Genomic DNA, 21,665 nt, shown 5'->3' on the forward strand with positions numbered 1-21,665 from the left:
GTGCCCGTCATGTTTGGACGCAAGAAGAAACACGAAGCCGTCGACGCCGTTGAGGAAAAAGAGGAGAGCCGTCTTCCCCGAATGGGCGATGACGACCCGATCTGGGGGACTCCTGGACCTCGATCCGCACATGAGGTTGACCTGTCGGAAGGCTACATTGACCTAGGGTCGATCCTCATTCCCACAGTGAAGGGAATGCAGCTGCGCACCCAGGTCGCCGATGACAAGAAAACAGTTCTGAGGATCCTCATTGTCTTAGGGGTCTCGGGAATCCAGATGAGCGTCGCTGCGGCGCCGCGCTCTGGGGGCGTGTGGGACGAGGTGCGTGAGGAAATCCGATCGCAGCTGACAACCGATGGGGCAAAGGTCGAAGACCTCACCACACGCTATGGTGCGGAACTGCTTGCTGACGTGCCCGTGGAGATGCCTGATGGTCGGGCTGCGACCTCGCGGATGCGCATTATCGGCCGGGAAGGGCCGCGCTGGTTTGCTCGGATTGACATCATCGGGCCCGCTGCCGATGATGACGAGGCCGGAGCTGAGATTGAAAAAGTCATTGATCGCATCGTTGTGCGGCGAGATGATCAACCCAGAGCACGCCTTGACCTCCTTCCCCTCCACCTGCCCGCCGGCGCCACGCAGACGCCGGATCTCTAAGCTGGGGAGGCCGTGGTGGCAACGCAACACGGATTCTTCACCCGCCTACGCGACTCTCTGGTCCGAAGGTGGAATGAAGATCCCCGAATCATTGACGAGGCCGAAGACGAGGACCGGACGCGTTCGAGTCGTGGAACCACGGCGATCAGACAGGTCCGTGATCGTCAGCACGCCACCCTCTTCGGATCCGTCCTCTCAATGACCTACCCCCCGGCAGGGTCAACGCTCTCCCTCGCGGCGACACTGTACGATGGCACCGGCTCCATTGAACTGCGCTGGCCGGGGAGACGAGATATCCCGGGGCTTTCCGTTGGCGCTCATCTCGAAGTCGAAGGCACCGCGGGATTCCAAGGAGATCACCTGGTGATCATCAATCCCGCGTATCGCATCATCGCAATGGAAAGTGAGTGACCGTCGTTGACGAACCCAGCCCATGACACGCCGAACGTGTCGCAGCCCTCGGCAACCCCCGATGCTGCCCTAAGCGACCCAAGCGACGCTGCCAACACGGGGCAGAAACATTCGGCGTTCGTTGATCAGTGGGCTGATCGACTTGACGCTGACGAATTCTCGTGGAAGTCGACGATCGGAGGCTGGCGAGGACTCATCGAATCCACTCTTCCTCCGCTGATCTTCGTCATCGTCTACATCATCTCACGGGACGTCCCATTCACGCTCTTGGCAGCGGCCGCCACCGCACTCGTTGCCTGCGCAATCCGCATCATCGAACGCCAACCCATCACTCAGGCACTGTCCGGTCTGATCGGCGTGGGCATCGGCGTGATCTGGGCTCTGCTTTCTGGGCGCGGTGAAGACTACTTCATCTGGGGATTCATCACATCGGGCGCATTCGCAATCGCGATCCTCTTGTCGATCCTCATCCGCCGGAATATCGTCTCGGTTGTGGCCAGCCGCGTGTTAGAACTCGGACCCGACTGGCGTTCCAACCCCGCCTACCGGGACCTCAAACGCCGAGGTCTTGCCCTGTCATGGATCTGGGTCGGTGTCTTTGCACTGCGCCTAGCTGTGCAGGTGCCACTGTGGGCAGCGGGACTCGTTGCACCCCTGGGGATAGCGAAACTCGTCCTCGGCCTCCCTCTCTTTGCTCTTGCATGCTGGGTGACGTGGCTGGGTATGAAACCGTTCCACGGACTCAAGCAACGCCTCGTGGGTGAAACGTCGGCTAAGTGAGGCCTAAGAATCACGAATCACACTGCGTCGGCAGCCGATGAACCGTCCGCTGCGTCGCCTCCGTCGCCGGTGTCAATCTGAACAAGATCGGTGAGAGCTTTCAAGGCGGAACCATCAGAGTTCGGCACCAGCAGAAGCAACTGATCACCGGCCTCGAAGGCGTCATCCACCGTTGGCGTGAGGGGACGGTCATCTCGTAGGACCGACGTCAAAACCGTTCGCGCGGGCAAGGTGATCGCCGGAATGCGCTGACCAACCAGTGGGGACTCCGACGGAAGAACAATCGAATACATCGACACCTCAGCCGATGAGAAGGAAAACAGGCGCACCGGCATTGCCGTGGACACCGCCTCTTCAACGAGAGCAGTCATGATGCGCGGAGTTGACACAGACACGTCAACCCCCCAGCTTTCGTTGAACAGCCACTCATTCTTCGGGTGATTCATACGCGCAACAACCCGCGGAACAGCGAATTCTGTTTTCGCTAGCAACGACACCACAAGATTTGCCTTATCGTCCCCGGTGGCGGCAATCATGACATCAGCGTCGGCGACACCTGCGTCGCGCAGAGCATCGGGAGAACATGCGTCAGCTAACACCCAGTCGGCGTCGGCAACGGAGGCGACCTTGAGCTTTTCAGGATTGTGATCGATGAGAGTGAGGTCGTGGCCGTGGTCAAGTAGCTCCAAAGCCACGGAACGCCCCAGAGTCCCAGCTCCTGCAATGACGATTTTCATGTTAGGCCTCCAATTTGGGCGGCTCGGTGAGAATCGCGCGCAACTCGGTTGCGTCCGTGCCTGGGATTGCGAAGTACAGCTGGTCGTACTCCTGAACAACGAAGTCATTCGAGGCCGGAAGAACAGCTCCCATACGCGAGGTGAAGACGATGCGTCGCCCGGTGAGTTCTTCCACCGTCGGATAGGGAACCCCGTACCACTGGGCAACCGGGGTTGCGTTGACGAGGGAGACCGCGCCGGTGGGATGTGACCACACGAGGGAGGCGTTGGGAGGAAGGAGCCGGCGCAGTACCGACTCGGTTGTTCGCTGAACCGAGGCAACCGTGGGGATTCCGAGCCGTTCGTAGACGGAAGCGCGGGTCGGATCGTAGATGCGGGCAACGACACGCTCAACGTTGAAGGTTTCACGAGCGACTCGTGCCGCGATGATGTTGGAATTATCTCCGCTGGAGACAGCAGCGAAAGCGTAGGCATCCTTGATCCCTGCCTGACGAAGCGTGTCGCGGTCCATGCCCAGGCCCGTGACGCGACGCCCCGAAAAATCGGGGGAAAGACGAGAGAACGCCTTGGGGTCAATGTCGATGATCGAGACAGAATGTCCGTCAGCATCCAGGTGAGTTGCAAGGCTCGACCCCACGCGCCCGCATCCCATAATCACAAAGTGCACGCTCCAAAACTACTCGTTTCCTCACAAAGGTCCAATGCGACGTTTCGCTTTGCCTCGCGGGGCTATAGTCTTGCTCCGTGTTGCACAACATCTTTCACCGTGCGAAACGCCTCGTCATCGGTCGTCCGATGCGGTCGGATTCGATGGGTCGCCAGCTGCTTCCCAAGCGTATTGCCCTGCCGATTTTTGCCTCCGACGCGCTCTCATCCGTTGCCTACGCACCCGACGAAATCCTTCTGACCTTGGCATTGGCAGGATCCCTCGCCGCCTTGAACTCCGTGTGGGTCGGGGTCGCAGTTGCAGCGGTTCTCGCGGTGGTGGTGATCTCCTACAGGCAGACGGTCCACGCCTACCCCTCCGGTGGCGGCGACTACGAGGTGGTGTCAACAAATCTTGGGAAAACGTGGGGGCTTGTTGTGGCCTCCGCGCTGCTCGTTGATTACATCCTCACGGTAGCGGTGTCAGTGTCATCCGGTGCCGCATACATCACCACAGCACTTCCTTCACTTGCAGGCCACGAAGCCATCATCGCGGTGACCCTCATCGTTATTCTTGCAACACTCAATCTTCGGGGGACCCGCGAAGCCGGGGGAGCGTTCGCCATTCCGACCTACCTCTACATGGGGGCAATCGCGCTCATGGTTGTTGTTGGAGTCATCGAATGGGTCACCGGGAACCTCGGCGCAGCCCCAACAGCCCACTACGACCTCGTCGCTACCGGAGGGCACGAGGAAGGACTCGTTGGCCTGGCCGGCGCTTTCCTCCTCATGCGCGCTTTCTCATCAGGCTGCGCGGCTTTGACCGGTGTTGAAGCCATCTCCAATGGTGTACCGATGCTGCGTCGCCCCAAGTCCCGCAACGCCGCGACAACCCTTGCGCTCCTGGGAACTATCGCGGCCACAATGATGCTTTCCGTTCTCGTCCTCGCCCGCCAAACCGGGGTGAAGATCGTTGAAAACCCAGCCTCGCAGCTGACTCTCAACGGACAACCAGCCCCAGCTGACCTCCAGATTGCCCCGGCGATCAGTCAGATCGCCTCGGCAGTATTTGGAGCAGGCTCCGTCTTCTTCTTCATCATCACCGCTGTGACCGGACTGATCCTCGTCCTCGCCGCAAACACCGCGTTCAACGGATTCCCCACTCTCGCGTCCGTGCTGTCGCGCGACGCTTTTCTTCCGCGCCAAATGTACCGACGCGGTGACCGACTCTCGTATTCCAACGGCATCATTGTTTTATCAGCCGCCGCCATCGTCCTCGTTCTTGGCTTTAACGCGCAGGTATCGCGGCTGATTCAGCTCTACGTCGTCGGAGTATTCATTTCCTTTACGCTCTCGCAACTGGGGATGATTCGCCACTGGAATCGGATCCTGCGGACCCGTCAAAGCGGAGAGCAACGAGGACGAGTTCTGCGCTCACGTGCCGTGAACGTCATCGGATTCATGATGACCGGCCTCGTTCTCATCATCGTGTTCATCACGAAATTTGCTCACGGCGCCTGGATCACTCTCGTGATGATCCTCGTGGTGTTCCTCATCCAGCAAGGAATTCACCGCCACTACGAAACAATCCGCTCCCAGCTGCGCGTTGACGACTGGACAGCCAAGAGAACACTGCCAACCCGTGTGCGCGCACTCATCCTCGTGTCAAACTTCTCTCGACCATCGATGCGCGCGGTCGCGGTGGCCCGCGCATCCCAACCCTCCGCCATCGAATTAGTGTCCGTTGTTGCCGACGAAACCGAGGAACGCCGAATCAGATCCGAATGGGAAGAATCGGGTATTCCCATCCGCCTGACTCTGCTGTCAAGCCCATACCGCAACGTCATTCAGGTGATCCTTCAGTATGTTCGCACGCGACGCAAGCGCTCGCCCTCGGAAATGCTGGTCATCTACATGCCCCAATTCCTTGTTCGACACTGGTGGGAAAACGCGCTGCATAATCAGATGGCCCTGCGCCTGCGGCGGGCCCTGCTGGGAGTCCCCGGCGTGGTCATCACCGTGGTTCCCTGGAAACTTGGTGAGGACGCGGAAGTTGAGGGACATCAGCTGGTCAACGACCCATTTAAGCGTCCCACGACGATCCCATCGCCCAGCAGCGATACTCTCGTTGGCCCCGAAACTGTGGAGGAATAGTGAGCCGTACCGAAAAGAACACCGCACGTGGCCTCGATGAGGTTCTTGAACTCACCGTGGACGATCCCGCACACGGTGGCGCCTGCGTGGCACGAGACCCATCCTCGCGCGTCGTCTTCGTCCGCCACGCCCTCCCCGGTGAACGAGTGCGAGCGCGGATCACCTCAGCGCAGAAACGCCTTGCATGGGCCGATGCCATTGAGATCCTTGACGCCAGTGAAGACCGCGTGGAGTCGGTGTGGCCACAGGCCGGTCCAGGCGGAGTCGGCGGGGGAGAACTCGCTCATGTGGCACCTGCGGCCCAACGTACGTGGAAAGCCCACGTCGTTGCCTCACAGCTGCGCCGAATCGCAGGGGAGAGCCTCTCTCAGGAAGTCGCCAACCTCGGTGGTGTCCAGGTCCAAGCAGCACCCGGAGACGAGGACCCATCGGATCCGTTAACCCATCGTCGCTCCCGCATTGAACTCGTCATCGACGCAAACGGTCACGCGGGGATGCACCGATTCCGTAGCAGCGAGGTCGTGGCTCTTGATGCAATGCCGCTCGCCGTTGAATCAATCAGCGCTCTCGGCCTCTTTGATGCTCACTCACCCCTGGCCAGGCTCTGGCACCCGGGAGATCGTCTCAGAGTGGTTGCACCCAACGGGCAAGACCCCGTGCTGGTGACGCCGCGCGGAGTGTTTTGCGCTGACGGACAGCCCCTGGCAGCAGAGGTTCTCCACTGGGATGTGGGGACGAGGACGAGGGGGACGTTCCGCTACGGTGTTTCTCCCTCCGGTTTTTGGCAGACACACATCCGTGGAGCTGAGGCCCTCCTTGATTCCGTTGATCGGGCGTCACACGTCGAAAACGGAGCCTCAGTTGTTGAACTGTATTCGGGTGCGGGGCTTTTCACGCGTCTCTTCGCTGAGCGTGTGGGTGACAGCGGAGAGGTCGTCAGCCTTGAAGGTGCTGAGGAAGCGGTCCGAAACGCGGGGGACACTCTCGCCCGCTTCCCGGCTGTGTCGGCGTTCCACGGTCAGGTTGATCGTTTAGGAGTTGCGGAGTTGGGGGCTCAGCTGAGGTCGACGCGGCCCGACGTTGTTGTTATGGATCCGCCGCGCTCAGGTGCGGGACGCGGCGTCTGTGAGGCAGTTGCTCAGCTTGGAGCCGAGCGCATTGTTCTTGTGTCGTGTGATCCGGCTGCGGGTGCGCGCGATCTGCGCACTCTGGTTGAGGCTGGATATCGCGTCGCATCCCTTGAGGCATGGGATCTCTTCCCGCACACGCATCACGTGGAAACGGTGGCGGAACTTCTGCGGGGCTGACGCATATTCGAACCGTCGCTTTTGCGTAAAAGGTGCGCGCTCGTCCTCGTCCCCAGAATGTCTGTGGAATCGACGGCGTGTGGGTGAAGGGGAGAATCCGCGAAATAACGCGGAAAAAACTGCGGGGGATGGCCGACGAATTTTGCTGGTCGGATGTGGTTGCGGGCGTGGGGACTCGTAGTTATCTTGATATCGAGATAATTTTCGATCGTGCCAAGGGAGGCCTCATGACGAGTCTCAACAGTTTCGGAGCGCGCAGTGAACTCACCGTCGACGCCAAGAAGTACACGTATTTCAGGCTCGACGCGGTTGAGGGGCTCAATACGCTGCCCTACTCACTCAAAGTTCTCGCAGAAAACCTCCTGCGTACAGAAGACGGCGCCAATGTCACCGCCGAGCAGATCACCGCATTGGCGAACTGGGACCCCCCCGCCCAACCAAACACAGAAATCCAATTCACCCCCGCACGCGTCGTCATGCAAGACTTCACGGGCGTGCCCTGCATCGTTGATCTCGCGACCATGCGTGAGGCCGTTGCCGACCTCGGCGGCGACCCTACGCGGATTAACCCGCTCGCCCCGGCAGAAATGGTCATCGACCACTCCGTGCAGATCGACTCCTTTGGACTCACCCAGTCCTTGGAAGTCAATAAAGAACGCGAATACGAACGTAACGCCGAGCGCTACCAATTCCTGCGCTGGGGACAAGGAGCTTTCGAGAACTTCCGGGTTGTTCCCCCGGGCACCGGAATCGTTCACCAGGTCAACATCGAATACCTGGCTCGCACGGTCTTCACCGAAACGACTGAAGACGGAACCGTCCTGGCATACCCCGACACCTGCGTGGGTACCGACTCACACACAACAATGGTCAACGGCCTTGGCGTGCTCGGATGGGGAGTCGGAGGAATCGAGGCCGAAGCCGCAATGCTTGGCCAACCTGTTTCCATGCTGATTCCCCGGGTCGTCGGCTTCAAGCTCACCGGATCAATCCCCGCGGGCGCAACCGCAACAGACGTTGTCCTGACAATCACTCAGATGCTTCGCCAGCACGGAGTTGTTGGAAAGTTCGTTGAATTCTACGGTGAGAGCGTTGGCGAAGTGCCCCTGGCAAACCGCGCAACAATCGGCAACATGAGCCCCGAATTCGGCTCCACCGCGGCAATTTTCCCCATCGACAATGTCACGTTGGACTACCTGCGCCTCACCGGTCGTTCCGAAGAATCGATCCGCGTTGTCGAGGAGTACGCCAAGGCGCAAGGGCTCTGGCATGATCCGTCGCGCGAAGCCCAGTACTCGGAGTACCTCGAACTTGACCTGTCAACGGTTGTGCCGTCAATTGCCGGCCCCAAGCGCCCCCAGGACCGTATCGAACTCACGCGCGCGAAAGAATCCTTCCGTGAGGCCCTCCCAACGTATGCGCCGGGAGAATCAGGCGATGGTCGTGCACACAAAGTCACCCCTGTGACCCTTGCAGATGGAACCCAGACGACGCTTGACCACGGAGCCGTCGCCATTGCCTCAATTACCTCGTGTACGAACACATCGAATCCCTCGGTCATGGTTGCCGCCGGAATCCTCGCGCGCAACGCCGTTGCTCGCGGACTGACAACGAAACCGTGGGTGAAAACATCAACGGCACCCGGCTCTCAGGTCGTCACCGAATACTACGAGAAAGCCGGGCTGTGGCCGGCGCTGAACGCACTGGGCTTTAACGTCGTCGGATATGGGTGCACAACGTGCATCGGCAACTCCGGCCCTCTGCCCGCCGAAGTGTCCCAAGTGGTCAACGACGCTGATCTGGCAGTTGTCTCCGTCCTTTCTGGCAACAGAAACTTCGAGGGCCGGATCAATCCCGACGTCAAAATGAACTACCTTGCCTCGCCGCCCCTGGTCATTGCCTATGCCCTGGCCGGCACGATGGATTTCGATTTTGACACCGAACCCCTGGGACAAGACCCCGAAGGCAACGATGTTTTCCTTGCCGATATCTGGCCCGACGCTGACGAAGTTCAAGCAACGATCGATCAGACGATTGACCGGGAGATGTACACAACGGGATACGCCAATGTCTTCGCCGGTGATGAACGCTGGCAGGGCCTCGACACCCCCGACGGTGACATCTTTGCGTGGGATGACGCCTCAACCTACGTCCGCAAACCCCCATACTTCGACGGAATGGGCCTCGACCCCGAACCCGTCAGCGACATTCACGGGGCGCGTGTGCTGCTCAAGCTCGGTGACTCGGTGACCACAGACCACATTTCCCCTGCGGGAGCGTTCAAGGAAGACACACCTGCTGGACGTTACCTCCGTGAGCACGGCGTGGTTCGCAAGGACTTCAACTCCTACGGGTCCCGACGCGGAAACCACGAGGTGATGATCCGCGGAACATTCGCAAATATCCGTATCCGCAACGAAATGGTTCCCGGAGTTGAGGGCGGATTCACGAAAGACTTCACGCAGGAAGGTGCTCCAACTGTTGCGGTCTACGACGCGGCACAGGCATCCCTGAAAGCCGGGGTTCCGTTGGTTGTCCTCGGTGGGAAAGAATACGGTTCGGGGTCCTCGCGTGACTGGGCAGCAAAGGGCACGTCGCTTCTGGGTGTCCGCGCTGTTATCACCGAGTCCTTTGAGCGTATTCACCGATCAAATCTCATCGGAATGGGAGTTCTTCCTCTGCAATTCCCCGAGGGAGAAACCCGCGATACTCTCGGCCTGACGGGAGATGAGGTTTTCGACATCACCGGTATTGAGGAACTCAACGAGGGACGCACCCCGCGCACCGTTCATGTGACGGCGACGCGTCAAGGCGCAGAGCCCATCGAATTTGACGCTGTCGTGCGGATCGATACCCCCGGTGAGGCTGACTACTACCGCAACGGAGGGATCCTCCAGTACGTGTTGCGTAACCTCGCGCGCAAGTAAGGAGATGTCGGGTTCCCCAGGCGCCTCGGCGTCCTGGGGTGGGATCCGATGATCAACGAGGACGAGGCGGCGACCATCATCTGGTCGCCGCCTCGCGCATATCGTCAAGACTCATCGGTGATGAGAAACGAGAGTGCGAGGACGCGGTTGCGGGGACAAAAGGTGCGAGGCAGCTCGTCCTCGTCCCCCCAAAACGCCGCGACGGAGTCAAGGTGAGTCGACGTGAGATCCCAGAAGAACTTAGACGACGTACAGAGCGATCGTTGAGCCTTTCCTCACCGAGGTCCCCGCATCTGGATCCGTGTAACGAGAGGTGCCGAAAACCCCTCCGAGAACGTTGTGAACTTCAACTTTGAGTCCGGCGGCTTCGAGAATTGAGATTGCCTCGTCGCGCTGTTTACCGACAACGTTGGGAACAGTGACCAGTTCGGGGCCCTTGGAGACAACGTAGGACACGGTGTCTCCCCGGTGGAGCGTTGTTGCGGCCTCAGGTTCCTGACTGATGATCGTTCCCTCGGGGACCGTGTCGGAAAAAGCCTCCGAGGAGGAAGCCACGAGCCCCAGATCCTCAAGGGTCTTCTTCGCAGCGGAGGCTTCGGTTCCAACGATCTTGGGAACCCCGATTGGCTCACGGCCCTTCGAGAGGACGATATCGATCGACGTGTCATGGGGGACAGAGGACTTCGCCTTCACCTTCTGGGAAATGACGTGTCCAGATTTCACGTCCTCTGAGTATTCCTCAGCGACGTTGCCGAGGACTAATCCCGCATCGGTGAGCGCGGTTGTTGCCTGCTGGCGGGTCTGACCGACAACATCGGGAACCACTTTCATGTCGACGCCTTTGGATGACACAAGCCGGACGTCGGCCCGCTTATGAACGGGTGCTCCTCCCTCAGGGTCAGAGGTGATGATCTTTCCTTTGGGAACGTCATCGGAGAACTCCTCTTCGATGACAACTCCGAGCCCCATAGCTTGAAGATCTGACTGCACGGCAGTGGTTGAACGCCCCGTTGTTTCGGGCATCGTCAAGTAGGAACCGGGTCCGTATTCGGACCACCACCACCAGCCCCCGAGGCTGGCAACGATGATGAGGATGATCAGGGCTGCGATGATCTTCGGTGCCCGCCGGCGGCGTCCCTTGCCCTCAGTGGCAACGGCGGACGTGGCCCCCGAAGCATGAACAACGGCTTGCGAGGTCGTCTGGATCTGAGCCGGCAAGTTTGCCGTGAGGGTGTCGACAACAATCGCTGTGGTTTTCGTGCCGGTCGATGGCATCGTGGACTCGGGTCGGTCGGCCCGGCGCTGGGCGATGTCATCAGGAATCGCTGCGATGACACGCTGCGTTGCGTCGATAGCATCTTGAGCACTGCCCAGGCGCTCGTTGGGATCACGGGCTGTGAGGGCGGCAACGAGGTCGTCGATTTCCCGTGGCAGCCAATCCACTTCAGCTGACGGTAGGGGAACGTCGTCGCTGACATGATGATGTGCGATCTGGAGAGGACTTTCACCAGCCCACGGAATACGTCCCGTGATCATTTCGACGAGCATGATCCCCGCGGCATACAGGTCGGTACGGGCATCCGCGGTGTTTGAGGAAGCAACTTCTGGGGCGACGTAGGCAACGGTTCCCAGCATTGACCCGGTCGTTGACATCGACACCTCGGATGCGGCGCGAGCAAGCCCGAAGTCTGTGACCTTGACGGTCCCTTCCGTGGGGACGAGAACATTTTCGGGCTTGATATCCCGGTGAATAACCCCAACGCGATGAGCAGCTCGGAGCGCTTCGAGGACATCACAGGTGTATCTCAGGGCCTGTTCAACGGTGAAAGTGCCTTGTGCAGTTAACAGCGAGCGCAGCGTTGTCCCATCAACAAGCTCCATGACAAGATACCCCTGCCCGTGAATGACTCCTTGGTCATAAACGGAGACAACTCCCGGGTGAAGGATTCGTGCGGCTGCCCGCGCCTCCCGCCGGAAACGCTGAACGAAATCAACGGATTCCGCAAGGTAGGGATGCATGACTTTGAGAGCGACGGGACGATCGAGGCGTTGATCGTGAGCGAGGTAAACCGTTGCCATTCCGCCACGTGCAATACGTGCGTCGATCGTATATCGGTTGTCAATGACCATTCCGATGAGAGGGTCAAGGACTTGAGAGTCGTTGGTCGTGGCGTTTGTGGGTGCCTCCGTATTGAGATCACCCAGCTGCTGAGCCTGGTCAGCCTCGTGCATGCGAGTCGGGTCGGCACCGCCTGGTGCGGAGGGAGGCAATGAAGTCACTCTCGGATTCTATGGGAGGAATACCCACTCAAGCCTGTGGAATCTCGGCGTGCCTGGATGCCTGCGCTGGCTGAGCGCCTATTCACGTGTGTGTTCGAGGTGACCCTGTGGGTGAAAATCTTCCGGGTTCCCCCGTGGATCCCCGTCTACCCGCAAGGTCAAGGGTGGGCGTCTGTGAGGCTCGCATCCAGGCATATCCGTGAGTGGTTTAGGCTTGAGTCATGTGTGAATCGTCTTCGTTCCTGTCCTATGAAGAAGTTGCCCGCAAACTGGGGATCGAACCCAGACGCATCAAGCAGCTGATTCGTGATCGTCAGCTTTTCTCCGTCATTAACGAGGACGGAGACCGCGTGATCCCAGCGGAAATCATCGTCAAGGGGGAGAATGGCTGGGAACCCCTTTTCGATCTCCCCGGCACTCTCACTCTGCTGTCCGACGATGGTTTCACCCAAGAAGAGGCCGTTGCCTGGCTGTACTCAGTGCAGGACGAACTCGGTGAACGTCCCATCGATGCGCTTGTTGCGGGGCGTCATCATCGGGTGAATGCCATCGCCTCAACGCTTGCCTTCTAAGACGCTGACTTCTCCGCTCGCTGTCATTGACACCGGCGGGGAAGCTGAGCGCCTACTTGACTCGGTCGGTGAGGATCTGTGCCAGGTCATGCAGATCCTCAGTGATTGATTCACAGAGGTCCGCGGCGTCGAGGAGCCTGTCTCCCTCATCAACGAGTGCAGCGATTTCACGCTCATGGTCGGCTTGCCCATAGGTCGCCACAACTTCTTGCGCTAAGGAGATGTCGGTGGCGTTCGCCTGGGCATTTCCTAGGACATTGACGAGGACGCCTCTGGCCCTCACCGGGGCTTTGGCCCAGGTGAGGGCCAAGAGCACCGTGCGTTTTCCTTCGCGCAGATCATCGCCGGAGGGTTTTCCGGTGACGGAGGGATCCCCAAAGACTCCGAGCACATCGTCACGTAGTTGGAAGGCAATCCCCCAGGGAGTGAGGATGGAATCCATGAGGGAGACCGCCGAGTCGGAAGCTCCCGCGGCAAGCGCACCCAGAGCAGCTGGATGCACGATCGAGTAGCGCGCAGACTTATGAACAATGACTCGACGGGCTTCCTGCGCTGATATTGCGAAGGAATCTTCGGGGTTGAGGGGGAGCTGCTCGGAGCGCAGATCAAGGAACTGCCCGGCAGCAACTTCCGCATGCATCGTGGTGAAGCGATCCATGAGACGCTGTGCATGTGTTGGTCGAAGACTGCGACACTGTGCGTGCAGTGCGCGCTCAGCGGCGGAAAAGAGGAAATCGCCCACGAGGATTGCCCCGGACTGTCCGAATTCCTCGGCTGAACCAACCCATCCGTTGTTTCGGTGCGTGCCCGCGAGCCGTTGGTGAGTTGTTGCGGCGCCTCGTCGTGTGAACGCGTGATCGATGATGTCGTCGTGAACTAATGCGGAAGCCTGATACAGCTCAAGTGCCGCTGCGAGATTATTCACCTCTACCAAGCGAGCGTCGTCGTCCTCGTCCTCGGCAAGAGATGCTCCGAGAAAGGCCAGGAGCCCGCGGAACTTCTTTCCTCCGCTGATTGCCGCGCGCACCGAGTCAGCGAAATCGGCATCGACAACTCCCGTGGGGAGCGAACGAATGGTCTGATCAAGGGCACAGTGAGTTGCTGAATCGATGAGCGTGGCTTGGGTGGCGAAGCGTTCGCGAAGGGCAGTCATGGGGGAGAGCCTAGTGCGTCTGGGAGTGAATGTGCGAACCATCACGGAATAACTTGTCGTGAGAGTCGTTGTATGGAGTGTGCCTGGGAGTGGCTGTGTGAACCATCACGAAGAGGATTGACGGCGCAGAGAGTCAAAACTGGGCAGGCAAAAGGAATGAGTCCGATTATAATAGAACGCAGTTTGCCGTAACCGCTGGTTCGGCAGTAGGCCAGTCCCCCCACGAAAGGCACAGGTGTGAGTGCATCTCGCGCTGTAGGCACGACTCTTCGTAAAAGTACCACTGAAAATGCTGATCAAGTGACAAAAGAAACCGCGAAAAAGACTCAAGCGAAGGCAGGCGCGAAAGCCCCTGCGTCCGCCCGGAAGACCACGCCATCTCGTGCACGCAAAACAGCGCAGAGTGACGCGGACACAGCGGCGGTGAAGAGTTCTGCCACGAAGAAGTCCTCCACGGCAACGAAGACCTCTGCGAAGTCTTCTGCACGCACCTCGCAGAAGAAAGCCGATGAGGTGAAGACGTCGACCGCGTCGAAGGGCCGCACAGCACAGAGCCGGACCTTGACGAAGGCAACGAAGTCAGCAGACGCTGCACCGACGACAGATCAGGCCGCGAGCAGCTCCGACTCGGCGCAGTCATCGCCCACGAAGAAGACGGCTACTCGTCAGACGGCAACGAAGAAGAAGGCAGCTCCGGCGAAGAAGACCGCTGCAGCAAAGAAGACTGCGTCAGCAAAGAAAGCGGCTTCACCAAAGAAGTCATCGACGGCGAAGACGGCGGCGGAGCCCGAGGCGAAGGCTGCGAAGACGAAGGAAAGCTCGTCAGCAACAAAGACGGCGTCATCAAAGAAATCGTCGACGGCGAAGAAGACTGCCTCAGCTTCAGCGAAGAAACCCCGGACCTCGCGTGCGCGGGCAGCAGAAAAGGCTGCGCCAACAGAGGAAACGGAACGTCCGATCCTCGAGGCAGATGAGGATATCGAACAGGAAGACCTCGACCTCGTCGAAGAAGATCTTGACGATACGGATGTCGATGTGGCCGACGAGAACGACCCGTCCGACGAGGGAGACGATGACGCAGAAGACGGCGACGATGACCCGTCTAAGGCTGAAGAAGGTGCCGCGCTGCGTGAACGGACGTCCTCGGGAATCCAGGTAAAAGGCAGCTTCGTTGTTTCCGATTCCGATGAAACCGACGAACCTGTTCAGCAGGTGACGGTTGCAGGAGCCACCACGGACCCTGTGAAGGATTACCTCAAGCAGATCGGCAAGGTGTCCCTGCTCAATGCGGAACAAGAGGTCGATCTTGCCCGTCGCATCGAGGCGGGTCTTTACGCTGAGTACAAGCTGAAGAACGAGGCCGACCAGATGACCTCGAAGGAGCGACGGGAACTCCATTTCCTCGCTCAAGACGGCCAACAGGCGAAGAATCACCTGCTTGAAGCGAACCTGCGTCTTGTTGTGTCGCTTGCTAAGCGCTACACGGGACGAGGGATGCAGTTCCTTGACCTCATTCAGGAAGGGAACCTCGGGCTCATTCGTGCGGTCGAAAAATTTGACTACACGAAGGGATATAAGTTCTCAACGTACGCAACCTGGTGGATCCGTCAGGCAATTACCCGCGCTATGGCAGACCAGGCGCGCACGATCCGCATCCCGGTTCACATGGTCGAAGTCATTAACAAGCTCGCGCGCGTTCAACGTCAGATGCTTCAAGATCTGGGACGCGAACCCACGCCCGAGGAGCTTGCAAAGGAACTCGACATGACAGCCGAGAAGGTTGTCGAGGTTCAGAAGTACGGCAGAGAACCGATTTCCCTGCACACTCCTCTGGGAGAAGACGGCGATTCGGAATTCGGTGACCTCATCGAAGATTCCGAAGCAATCGTCCCCGCGGATGCCGTGTCCTTCACTTTGCTTCAAGAGCAGCTCCACCATGTTCTTGACACGCTGTCTGAACGTGAAGCGGGTGTTGTGTCGATGCGCTTTGGTCTGGGTGATGGTCAACCCAAGACCCTCGATGAAATCGGCAAAGTGTACGGCGTAACCCGCGAGAGGATTCGTCAGATCGAGTCGAAGACGATGTCGAAACTTCGCCACCCGTCACGTTCGCAGGTACTGCGCGACTATCTCGACTGAAAGTGTCGATCGACGTCCGCCTCGGCTCATGCTCCGGGGCGGACGTTCGTCTTTTCTTCCTGAGGATCCTGCGATCAACGACGTGAGAGACCTCATGATCACGAAGAGATATAGGCGCGTGTGCCACACAGATATTTCAGGAGCTAAGACGGAAAATCACACTATGGTCGAAGGTCTTGCGGTGATGATTGTGACAATGGTGGTTGTCCTGGGAATTGGCGTGGCTGTTGTTGTCGGTCTTGCGCTGATCAGGCGACCTGCCCAGTCATGGCAAGAACATCTCCGTGAGGAAAATGCGCGCTTGCGCGCGGAAAACCGTCACGAATCCACCACAAGCACCGAGGTTTCCCCGACACTGGCCAATTTCTTCGATGTCTTTGAGCAGTCATCCACTACGGGATCGGCGTATTTTGATGCCGACACCCTCCCGGGCATTGAACGAATTGACAGCATCACAGATAAATTCGAGCAGAGAAAAGAACAGCGCCGGAATCGGGCGACCGCCTCGGACTCGCACACGGAATTGAATCCGGGTGGTTCCAACGACTAGGGGATTGTGCTTACCCCGGTCGAAGCTGTGCTCGTTGAGAGCGATGGTGTTTCCCGGACGTAACGGAATCTGGTCACCCCTTTGCTTGCTGCGTCGACAATAGGCGATGATGGACTCATGGACTCTCTTATTCGTTTCTTCCAGGAACCGCTGGGAATCGGGCTTCTTTTCCTCGCAGCAGTTGTCGTTGTTGGCCTCGTGATCGCTCTGATCGCCACGAAGCGTTCATCGAAGCCCGAACCGCACATTGAACAGGCAGAGGAACAGATCCCACCGGCTGTCCAAACAGACGATGGAGCATCCGCGGATGAGGAATCCCCGGTGGAACCGCGCGCCGGACCAACACCGCAGGAGGCGGCGCCTGACAGCGAACGTGAGATTCCTGAATCCGTCCCGTCGAGGCTTCAGCGACTGCGTGCACGTCTTGCCGGCTCCGGGGTTGTTGGCCGTGCAATTCTCGACATTTTTGCGCGCGGAGATCTGCGTGCAACCGACTGGGAAGAAATCGAAGACTCCCTGCTCATGGCTGATCTGGGGCTCGAAGCCACGGACTCGCTCATGGAGGCACTCAAACGACGCGTAGCCGTCGAAGGAACAACGGATCGTGACGCAGTTCGTCAGATTCTTTCCCAAGAGCTTCTTCGTCTCATCGATCCGTCGATGGATCGATCACTCAACCTTCACCCATCACAGGTCGATGGGAAGACCATTCCCTCCACCGTGCTCATGGTTGGTGTCAACGGCACCGGAAAAACAACGACGGTAGGCAAACTCGCGCGCGTCCTCGTTGCCGAGGACCGAAAGGTTCTTCTGGGAGCAGCAGACACATTCCGCGCCGCCGCTGCTGATCAGCTCGAAACCTGGGGCACTCGCGTTGGTGTTGACGTTGTGCGTTCAGACCGTGAAGGAGCAGACCCGGCGTCCGTTGCTTTCGAGGCGGTCCGTCGCGGAATCGACGAGGGCGTTGATGTTGTTCTCGTTGACACTGCGGGTCGTCTTCAGACGAAGTCGACGCTCATGGACGAGCTAGGCAAGGTCAAGCGCGTCATGGAGAAGCAGGCTCCCGTCTCCGAAGTGCTCCTCGTGCTCGATGCGACAACGGGGCAAAACGGGATGAAACAGGCGGAGGTTTTCGCTCAGGCTGTGGGAGTGACGGGAATTGTTCTGACGAAGCTCGACGGCTCCGCAAAGGGCGGAATCGTTGTGTCCGTTCAGAAAGAACTCGGGGTTCCCGTGAAGTTCGTTGGCCTGGGTGAGGGGGCAGACGACTTCGCTCCCTTTGATCCCCAGGGCTTCGTCGATGCCCTTCTCGACAGCTGAAATCTGCTCTTTGGGGGACGAGGACGAGGCGGAGACGTCTCCTGCGATAGGCTTACACCCAGTTCGCTAGCAATGATGTACTGACCGTGTGTGATGGGAGTGTCGATGTTCGGGAGCCTTTCCGATCGTTTGACTGAGTCTTTCCGACAACTGCGTTCGCGCGGTGTCCTGTCGGAATCAGATGTTGACCGTTCAATTTCAGAGATTCGTCGCGCCCTCATCGACGCCGATGTTGCGCTGCCTGTTGTCCGGCAGTTCACGACCGCGGTGCGGGAAAAAGCCTACGGTGCAGCTCGGTCTCAGGCGCTCAATCCCGGCCAGCAGGTTGTGAGGATCGTCCACGATGAGCTGGTTGAAATCCTCGGTGGACAGACCCGGGAACTCAACTTCGCTGACCGTGGCCCCACGGTCTTCATGCTCGCAGGTCTTCAAGGTGCGGGTAAGACCACGCTGGCTGGAAAACTGGGAAAGTGGCTGCGCGAGGAAGGTAAATCCGTTCTCCTCGTAGCCTCTGACCTTCAACGACCCAACGCCGTTGGACAGCTGGAAATCGTCGGTGAACGCGCTGGAGTTGAGGTCTGGGCTCCCGAACCTGGTAACGGCATCGGCGATCCGGTTGCGGTTGCCCGTTCCGGTCTTGACCACGCGATCCGTCACGGCATCAATGTGGTCATCGTCGACACCGCAGGTCGTCTCGGCGTTGACGCGGAAATGATGGAGCAGGCGATCGCAATTCGCGACGCAGTCCACCCGCACGAAATCATGTTCGTCCTCGACGCAATGGTTGGTCAGGACGCCGTCCAAACATCAACGGCATTTCGTGATGGAGTAGGGTTCACCGGCGTTGTCCTGTCAAAACTTGACGGCGACGCACGCGGCGGTGCTGCCCTGTCGGTTAGAGGGGTCACCGGCGCTCCGATCCTCTTTGCGTCCACGGGTGAGGGGCTCGACGACTTTGAGCGTTTCCATGCCGACCGCATGGCAGGCCGAATCCTTGACATGGGAGACGTCCTGACGCTCATTGAGCAGGCCGAGAAGAAAATGGACGCCGAAGAGGCCGAGAAGGTCGCGCAAAAGGCGATGTCCGGTCAGCTCACGCTCACTGATTTCCTCTCCCAGCTCCAACAAATTCGCAAGCTGGGATCGATGAAGAAGATGCTGTCCATGATCCCCGGGGCTGCGCAGATTCGCGATCAGATTGAGAACTTCGATGAACGCGAAGTCAATCGTGTTGAAGCAATCGTCAGGTCGATGACGCCGGCAGAACGCAACGACGTGTCAATCCTTAACGGTTCACGTCGTGCGCGTATCGCCCGCGGTTCAGGCACCACCGTTGCCGACGTCAATTCCCTCGTCAAGCGCTTCGAGGCAGCGCGCGACATGATGGGCCAGATGGGTCAGGGAATGGGGATGCCGGGACTTGGCCAGATGCCCGGCCGCGGCGGAAAAGCCAAACAAAAGGCGAATGCCCGCAAGGCGAAAGCGGAGCGCGCACGTATTAAGAAGAAAGCACGGTCCGGTAATCCCGCGAAACGTCGCCAACAAGAACTTGAGGCCATGCTGCCGCGCGACCAACGCGGAGGCAATGCAGCAGCCTCGCAGGGATCATCTTTCGGTGTGTCAACGCCCACGCAAACCCCCGCGGCTCGGCCAACGATGGATGACCTTCCCGACGATGTCAAGAGAATGCTCAAGGGACTGTCGTGAAGTTTGACGGGTGGATGCTGTGGGCTGATTCGCCCGATAGTGACGCAACCTGGACGCGGGGAACGTGGCTGATTGAGAACGGACGTATCGTTGCGGATGCCGGTGGCTTGGCCCCGACGTTTCGCGGCTACGCTGTCCCCGGCCTCATTGACATTCACTGTCACATTGGAATTGGCGCCAAGGGACCGATTGATCGCGCTGATCAGCTCCGCCAGGTGCGCCAGACCGTCAATTCTGGTGTTCTTGCGATTCGGGACTGTGGAACCCCACGGGATAACTCATGGATTCAGGACGAACCGCTAGCTCCGATCCTTATTCGATGCGGACAGCACCTGGCGCGCCCCAAACGGTACATTCGAGGACTCCCCGTTGATGTTGACGATCCGAAAGACCTTCCCAGCCACGTTGCCGCGCAAGCGAGTCGTTCAGATGGCTGGGTGAAGATCGTTGGTGACTGGATTGACCGGTCCCAAGGGGCCGATGCTGACCTTGCACCGCTGTGGCCGAGGTCCGTCCTCGTTGATGCTGTCCAGGCCGCTCATGACGCCGGAGCGAGAGTGGCAGTACACGCCTTTTCCCACGTCGTCATTGATGACCTCCTCGAAGCTGGCGTTGACGACATCGAGCACGGAACCGGACTTGATGCGGATCAGGCACAAGAAGTTGCGGCGCGCGGCATCCTCGTGACACCGACGCTGCGACAGGTTGAACTTTTCAACGATTTTGCCGCGCAAGCCGGGGAAAAATATCCCCGCTACGGCCAGACGATGAACGCGATGTATCGAAACCGTCGAGAACATTTCGCCATGCTCGCCGATTCCGGCGTCACGTTAACAATGGGAACGGATTCTGGTGGTTATCAGGACCACGGGACCATCGCCAAGGAACTTGAACTTTGGGTGGAGTACGGGGCATCGCCCTCGTCAGTGATTGACGCTGCCACGTGGAGAACGCGCGCCAGAATGTATCTGCCCAGTCTTTTCGACGGGGCCTGCGCCGACCTTGTTGTCTACGACGAAGACCCGCGCTCAGACATTCGGCGGATGCGCCGCCCTGGAGTCGTTGTGAGGAACGGTGTCATCGTCGCCGAAAACACACCGTCTTGCTAGGAGTCTCGCGCATCCTCGCGCGTGAGCCGCATCCTCATTCGTTGGCGAGTGCGCGGCTGTGAGCTTCGAGCAATACCTCGATCGCTGTCGTTGGTGTTAAACCGCGACACGCTGCAACAACACCGGCACGCAAACCATCGGGGAGTTGCTGCCCGAAATCAAGGTTGAGGACGAATCCTCCCGAAACTTTCACCAGGTGAAGGCCTGCGGCCACATCCCACGGACCGAATGCAGTGCCAATCATCGCTCCGCAGCGTCCCGCGGCGATATAGGCCAGATCGAGGGCGCACGCTCCGAGACGCCGGATCGACTGATAGGCGTCAGCGAGTCGCACCTCGTATGCGGCAGCGGCCACCGGGTCGTCTCTCAGGAAAGCAAAGCGGGGATAGTAGTCAATGAGGACCGCTTCTATTTCCGAGGACGGCCCTGCCCCGGTGAGTTCCTGACGACCGGAGGGGCCTTCGCACCATGCCTGAGTATCATCGGCGACAAATAGTTCACCCAGGAGGGGAGCACATATCGCTCCGGCAACAATTGTCCCGTCAAGTTCGGCGGCGATCGACGTGTTGAACCAGGGTAGCCCCGCCGCGAAATTTGAGGTTCCATCGATCGGGTCGACGATCCAGCGCACCCGACTGCCAAGCCCTGACACGAGCCGCGTTGCCTCAGCCAGGTGAGGTTCGTAAAACTCACAGGTGAAGCCCTGAGGGAAGGGAGAGTGTTCCTGCGGGGTCTGGCTTTGCGTGGCGTTCTGAATGGGGACGAGGACGGACTCCCCGTGCTCTTCTCCGAGGATCCGGCACCCCGGGATGATGGAGCCGCACAGATGACGCAATGCCGATTCGAGTTGACGATCGTAAATGGTCACAGGATCGTGGAGGTTCGCCTTTGTTGCGACGTCAGTGACGCACGATGACGCAGGGATCAGGAAGGATCCGCACGACTGTGCCATTTTCCCTGCGATGAGGGCAAGTGCTTGAGGAATCGACGAGGGAAGTGCAGAGGGGGAAGGAGTGGAAACACTCAGGGGCTGTGAATTCGGTGCGTCGGTCGGCTTCATGGCTCCATTGTTGCAATGTTCTGAAGGATTTCGTGAGGGATTGCACGCGAATTCTTGGCCTCGTCAAGGGAGAGTGGATTGGGGATCGGGGGATTTCATGGCAGAATTGTTCGAGTACCCGGTTGTTCGAGGGCCCTCTCACCTTGTTCGCCGTGTC

General features: G+C 59.1%; 17 protein-coding genes. 12 read left to right on the top strand and 5 right to left on the bottom strand.

Annotation, left to right across the window (positions count from 1 at the left end):
* Window positions 1–9: 9 nt before the first annotated feature.
* From G7Y41_RS03975 to G7Y41_RS03985, 3 genes are read left to right on the top strand one after another with little or no spacing between them, the layout of a single operon-like run.
* Window positions 10–657, top strand: a complete 648-nt coding sequence (locus G7Y41_RS03975; protein WP_165218026.1) for a DUF3710 domain-containing protein — start codon at window positions 10–12, stop codon at window positions 655–657.
* 57 nt (window positions 658–714) lie between these two features.
* Window positions 715–1,068 carry a DNA-binding protein gene (locus tag G7Y41_RS03980; protein WP_165218503.1) on the top strand — a complete coding sequence of 118 codons (354 nt, stop codon included), beginning with the start codon at window positions 715–717 and terminating at the stop codon, window positions 1,066–1,068.
* Window positions 1,069–1,104: 36 nt separating this feature from the next.
* Window positions 1,105–1,848: a DUF3159 domain-containing protein gene (locus G7Y41_RS03985; RefSeq protein ID WP_165315109.1), complete on the top strand. Its 744-nt coding sequence runs from the start codon at window positions 1,105–1,107 to the stop codon at window positions 1,846–1,848.
* A gap of 17 nt (window positions 1,849–1,865) precedes the next feature.
* Here the strand turns inward: G7Y41_RS03985 and G7Y41_RS03990 are convergent, their stop codons facing one another.
* Together G7Y41_RS03990 and G7Y41_RS03995 are read right to left on the bottom strand one after the other, a co-directional pair.
* Window positions 1,866–2,585 (bottom strand): potassium channel family protein, encoded by a 720-nt coding sequence (locus tag G7Y41_RS03990; protein WP_165315108.1) that lies wholly within the window; start codon window positions 2,583–2,585, stop codon window positions 1,866–1,868.
* 1 nt (window position 2,586) lies between these two features.
* Complete coding sequence (locus G7Y41_RS03995; RefSeq protein WP_165218501.1) at window positions 2,587–3,237, bottom strand: potassium channel family protein; 651 nt, start codon at window positions 3,235–3,237, stop codon at window positions 2,587–2,589.
* Between the two features lie 143 nt (window positions 3,238–3,380).
* Between G7Y41_RS03995 and G7Y41_RS04000 the strand changes: the two genes are divergently transcribed.
* The 3 genes from G7Y41_RS04000 to acnA all read left to right on the top strand — a co-directional run bounded on the left by G7Y41_RS04000 (window position 3,381) and on the right by acnA (window position 9,618).
* A complete protein-coding gene (locus G7Y41_RS04000; protein WP_165315147.1) occupies window positions 3,381–5,384 on the top strand; it encodes an APC family permease in 2,004 nt (667 codons plus the stop codon).
* Window positions 5,384–6,691 (top strand): class I SAM-dependent RNA methyltransferase, encoded by a 1,308-nt coding sequence (locus G7Y41_RS04005; protein ID WP_231367369.1) that lies wholly within the window; start codon window positions 5,384–5,386, stop codon window positions 6,689–6,691. Before G7Y41_RS04000 ends, G7Y41_RS04005 begins: the two co-directional genes overlap by 1 nt.
* A 227-nt stretch (window positions 6,692–6,918) precedes the next feature.
* Window positions 6,919–9,618 carry an aconitate hydratase AcnA gene (gene acnA / locus G7Y41_RS04010; RefSeq protein ID WP_165315145.1) on the top strand — a complete coding sequence of 900 codons (2,700 nt, stop codon included), beginning with the start codon at window positions 6,919–6,921 and terminating at the stop codon, window positions 9,616–9,618.
* Between the two features lie 240 nt (window positions 9,619–9,858).
* On the opposite strand, the gene pknB is transcribed toward acnA, so the two are convergent.
* Complete coding sequence (gene pknB, locus G7Y41_RS04015) at window positions 9,859–11,748, bottom strand: Stk1 family PASTA domain-containing Ser/Thr kinase (protein ID WP_231367401.1); 1,890 nt, start codon at window positions 11,746–11,748, stop codon at window positions 9,859–9,861.
* 371 nt (window positions 11,749–12,119) lie between these two features.
* Here pknB and G7Y41_RS04020 point away from each other — a divergent pair, with 371 nt between their 5' ends.
* Window positions 12,120–12,470: an Rv2175c family DNA-binding protein gene (locus tag G7Y41_RS04020; RefSeq protein WP_165315107.1), complete on the top strand. Its 351-nt coding sequence runs from the start codon at window positions 12,120–12,122 to the stop codon at window positions 12,468–12,470.
* A gap of 52 nt (window positions 12,471–12,522) precedes the next feature.
* Here the strand turns inward: G7Y41_RS04020 and G7Y41_RS04025 are convergent, their stop codons facing one another.
* Window positions 12,523–13,623 carry a polyprenyl synthetase family protein gene (locus tag G7Y41_RS04025; RefSeq protein ID WP_165315106.1) on the bottom strand — a complete coding sequence of 367 codons (1,101 nt, stop codon included), beginning with the start codon at window positions 13,621–13,623 and terminating at the stop codon, window positions 12,523–12,525.
* A gap of 300 nt (window positions 13,624–13,923) precedes the next feature.
* Here G7Y41_RS04025 and G7Y41_RS04030 point away from each other — a divergent pair, with 300 nt between their 5' ends.
* The 5 genes from G7Y41_RS04030 to G7Y41_RS04050 all read left to right on the top strand — a co-directional run bounded on the left by G7Y41_RS04030 (window position 13,924) and on the right by G7Y41_RS04050 (window position 20,448).
* Window positions 13,924–15,762: an RNA polymerase sigma factor gene (locus G7Y41_RS04030; RefSeq protein ID WP_165315105.1), complete on the top strand. Its 1,839-nt coding sequence runs from the start codon at window positions 13,924–13,926 to the stop codon at window positions 15,760–15,762.
* A gap of 163 nt (window positions 15,763–15,925) precedes the next feature.
* The gene (locus tag G7Y41_RS04035) at window positions 15,926–16,312 is read left to right on the top strand and encodes a hypothetical protein (protein WP_165218011.1); all 387 of its coding nucleotides are present in this window, start codon (window positions 15,926–15,928) and stop codon (window positions 16,310–16,312) included.
* A 117-nt stretch (window positions 16,313–16,429) separates the two neighbouring features.
* Window positions 16,430–17,632 carry a signal recognition particle-docking protein FtsY gene (ftsY, locus tag G7Y41_RS04040; protein ID WP_165315104.1) on the top strand — a complete coding sequence of 401 codons (1,203 nt, stop codon included), beginning with the start codon at window positions 16,430–16,432 and terminating at the stop codon, window positions 17,630–17,632.
* A 105-nt stretch (window positions 17,633–17,737) separates the two neighbouring features.
* Window positions 17,738–19,339, top strand: coding sequence for a signal recognition particle protein (ffh, locus tag G7Y41_RS04045; RefSeq protein WP_165315103.1), 1,602 nt, complete (start codon window positions 17,738–17,740; stop codon window positions 19,337–19,339).
* Window positions 19,336–20,448, top strand: coding sequence for an amidohydrolase family protein (locus tag G7Y41_RS04050; RefSeq protein ID WP_165315102.1), 1,113 nt, complete (start codon window positions 19,336–19,338; stop codon window positions 20,446–20,448). Before ffh ends, G7Y41_RS04050 begins: the two co-directional genes overlap by 4 nt.
* A gap of 34 nt (window positions 20,449–20,482) precedes the next feature.
* On the opposite strand, the gene G7Y41_RS04055 is transcribed toward G7Y41_RS04050, so the two are convergent.
* Complete coding sequence (locus tag G7Y41_RS04055; protein ID WP_165315101.1) at window positions 20,483–21,508, bottom strand: inositol monophosphatase family protein; 1,026 nt, start codon at window positions 21,506–21,508, stop codon at window positions 20,483–20,485.
* Window positions 21,509–21,665: the final 157 nt, after the last annotated feature.

It is taken from the genome of Schaalia sp. ZJ405 (assembly GCF_011038885.2).
Classification (GTDB): domain Bacteria; phylum Actinomycetota; class Actinomycetes; order Actinomycetales; family Actinomycetaceae; genus Pauljensenia.

Excerpts from the sequence above, each read along its gene's own strand:
- G7Y41_RS03975 (WP_165218026.1), top strand. The coding sequence starts at position 10 with ATGTTTGGACGCAAGAAGAAACACGAAGCCGTCGACGCCGTTGAGGAA.
- G7Y41_RS03990 (WP_165315108.1), bottom strand. The coding sequence starts at position 2,585 with ATGAAAATCGTCATTGCAGGAGCTGGGACTCTGGGGCGTTCCGTGGCT.
- G7Y41_RS03995 (WP_165218501.1), bottom strand. The coding sequence starts at position 3,237 with ATGGGATGCGGGCGCGTGGGGTCGAGCCTTGCAACTCACCTGGATGCT.
- G7Y41_RS04000 (WP_165315147.1), top strand. The coding sequence starts at position 3,381 with ATGCGGTCGGATTCGATGGGTCGCCAGCTGCTTCCCAAGCGTATTGCC.
- acnA (WP_165315145.1), top strand. The coding sequence starts at position 6,919 with ATGACGAGTCTCAACAGTTTCGGAGCGCGCAGTGAACTCACCGTCGAC.
- pknB (WP_231367401.1), bottom strand. The coding sequence starts at position 11,748 with ATGGTCATTGACAACCGATATACGATCGACGCACGTATTGCACGTGGC.
- G7Y41_RS04020 (WP_165315107.1), top strand. The coding sequence starts at position 12,120 with ATGTGTGAATCGTCTTCGTTCCTGTCCTATGAAGAAGTTGCCCGCAAA.
- G7Y41_RS04025 (WP_165315106.1), bottom strand. The coding sequence starts at position 13,623 with ATGACTGCCCTTCGCGAACGCTTCGCCACCCAAGCCACGCTCATCGAT.
- G7Y41_RS04035 (WP_165218011.1), top strand. The coding sequence starts at position 15,926 with ATGGTCGAAGGTCTTGCGGTGATGATTGTGACAATGGTGGTTGTCCTG.
- ftsY (WP_165315104.1), top strand. The coding sequence starts at position 16,430 with ATGGACTCTCTTATTCGTTTCTTCCAGGAACCGCTGGGAATCGGGCTT.
- ffh (WP_165315103.1), top strand. The coding sequence starts at position 17,738 with ATGTTCGGGAGCCTTTCCGATCGTTTGACTGAGTCTTTCCGACAACTG.
- G7Y41_RS04055 (WP_165315101.1), bottom strand. The coding sequence starts at position 21,508 with ATGAAGCCGACCGACGCACCGAATTCACAGCCCCTGAGTGTTTCCACT.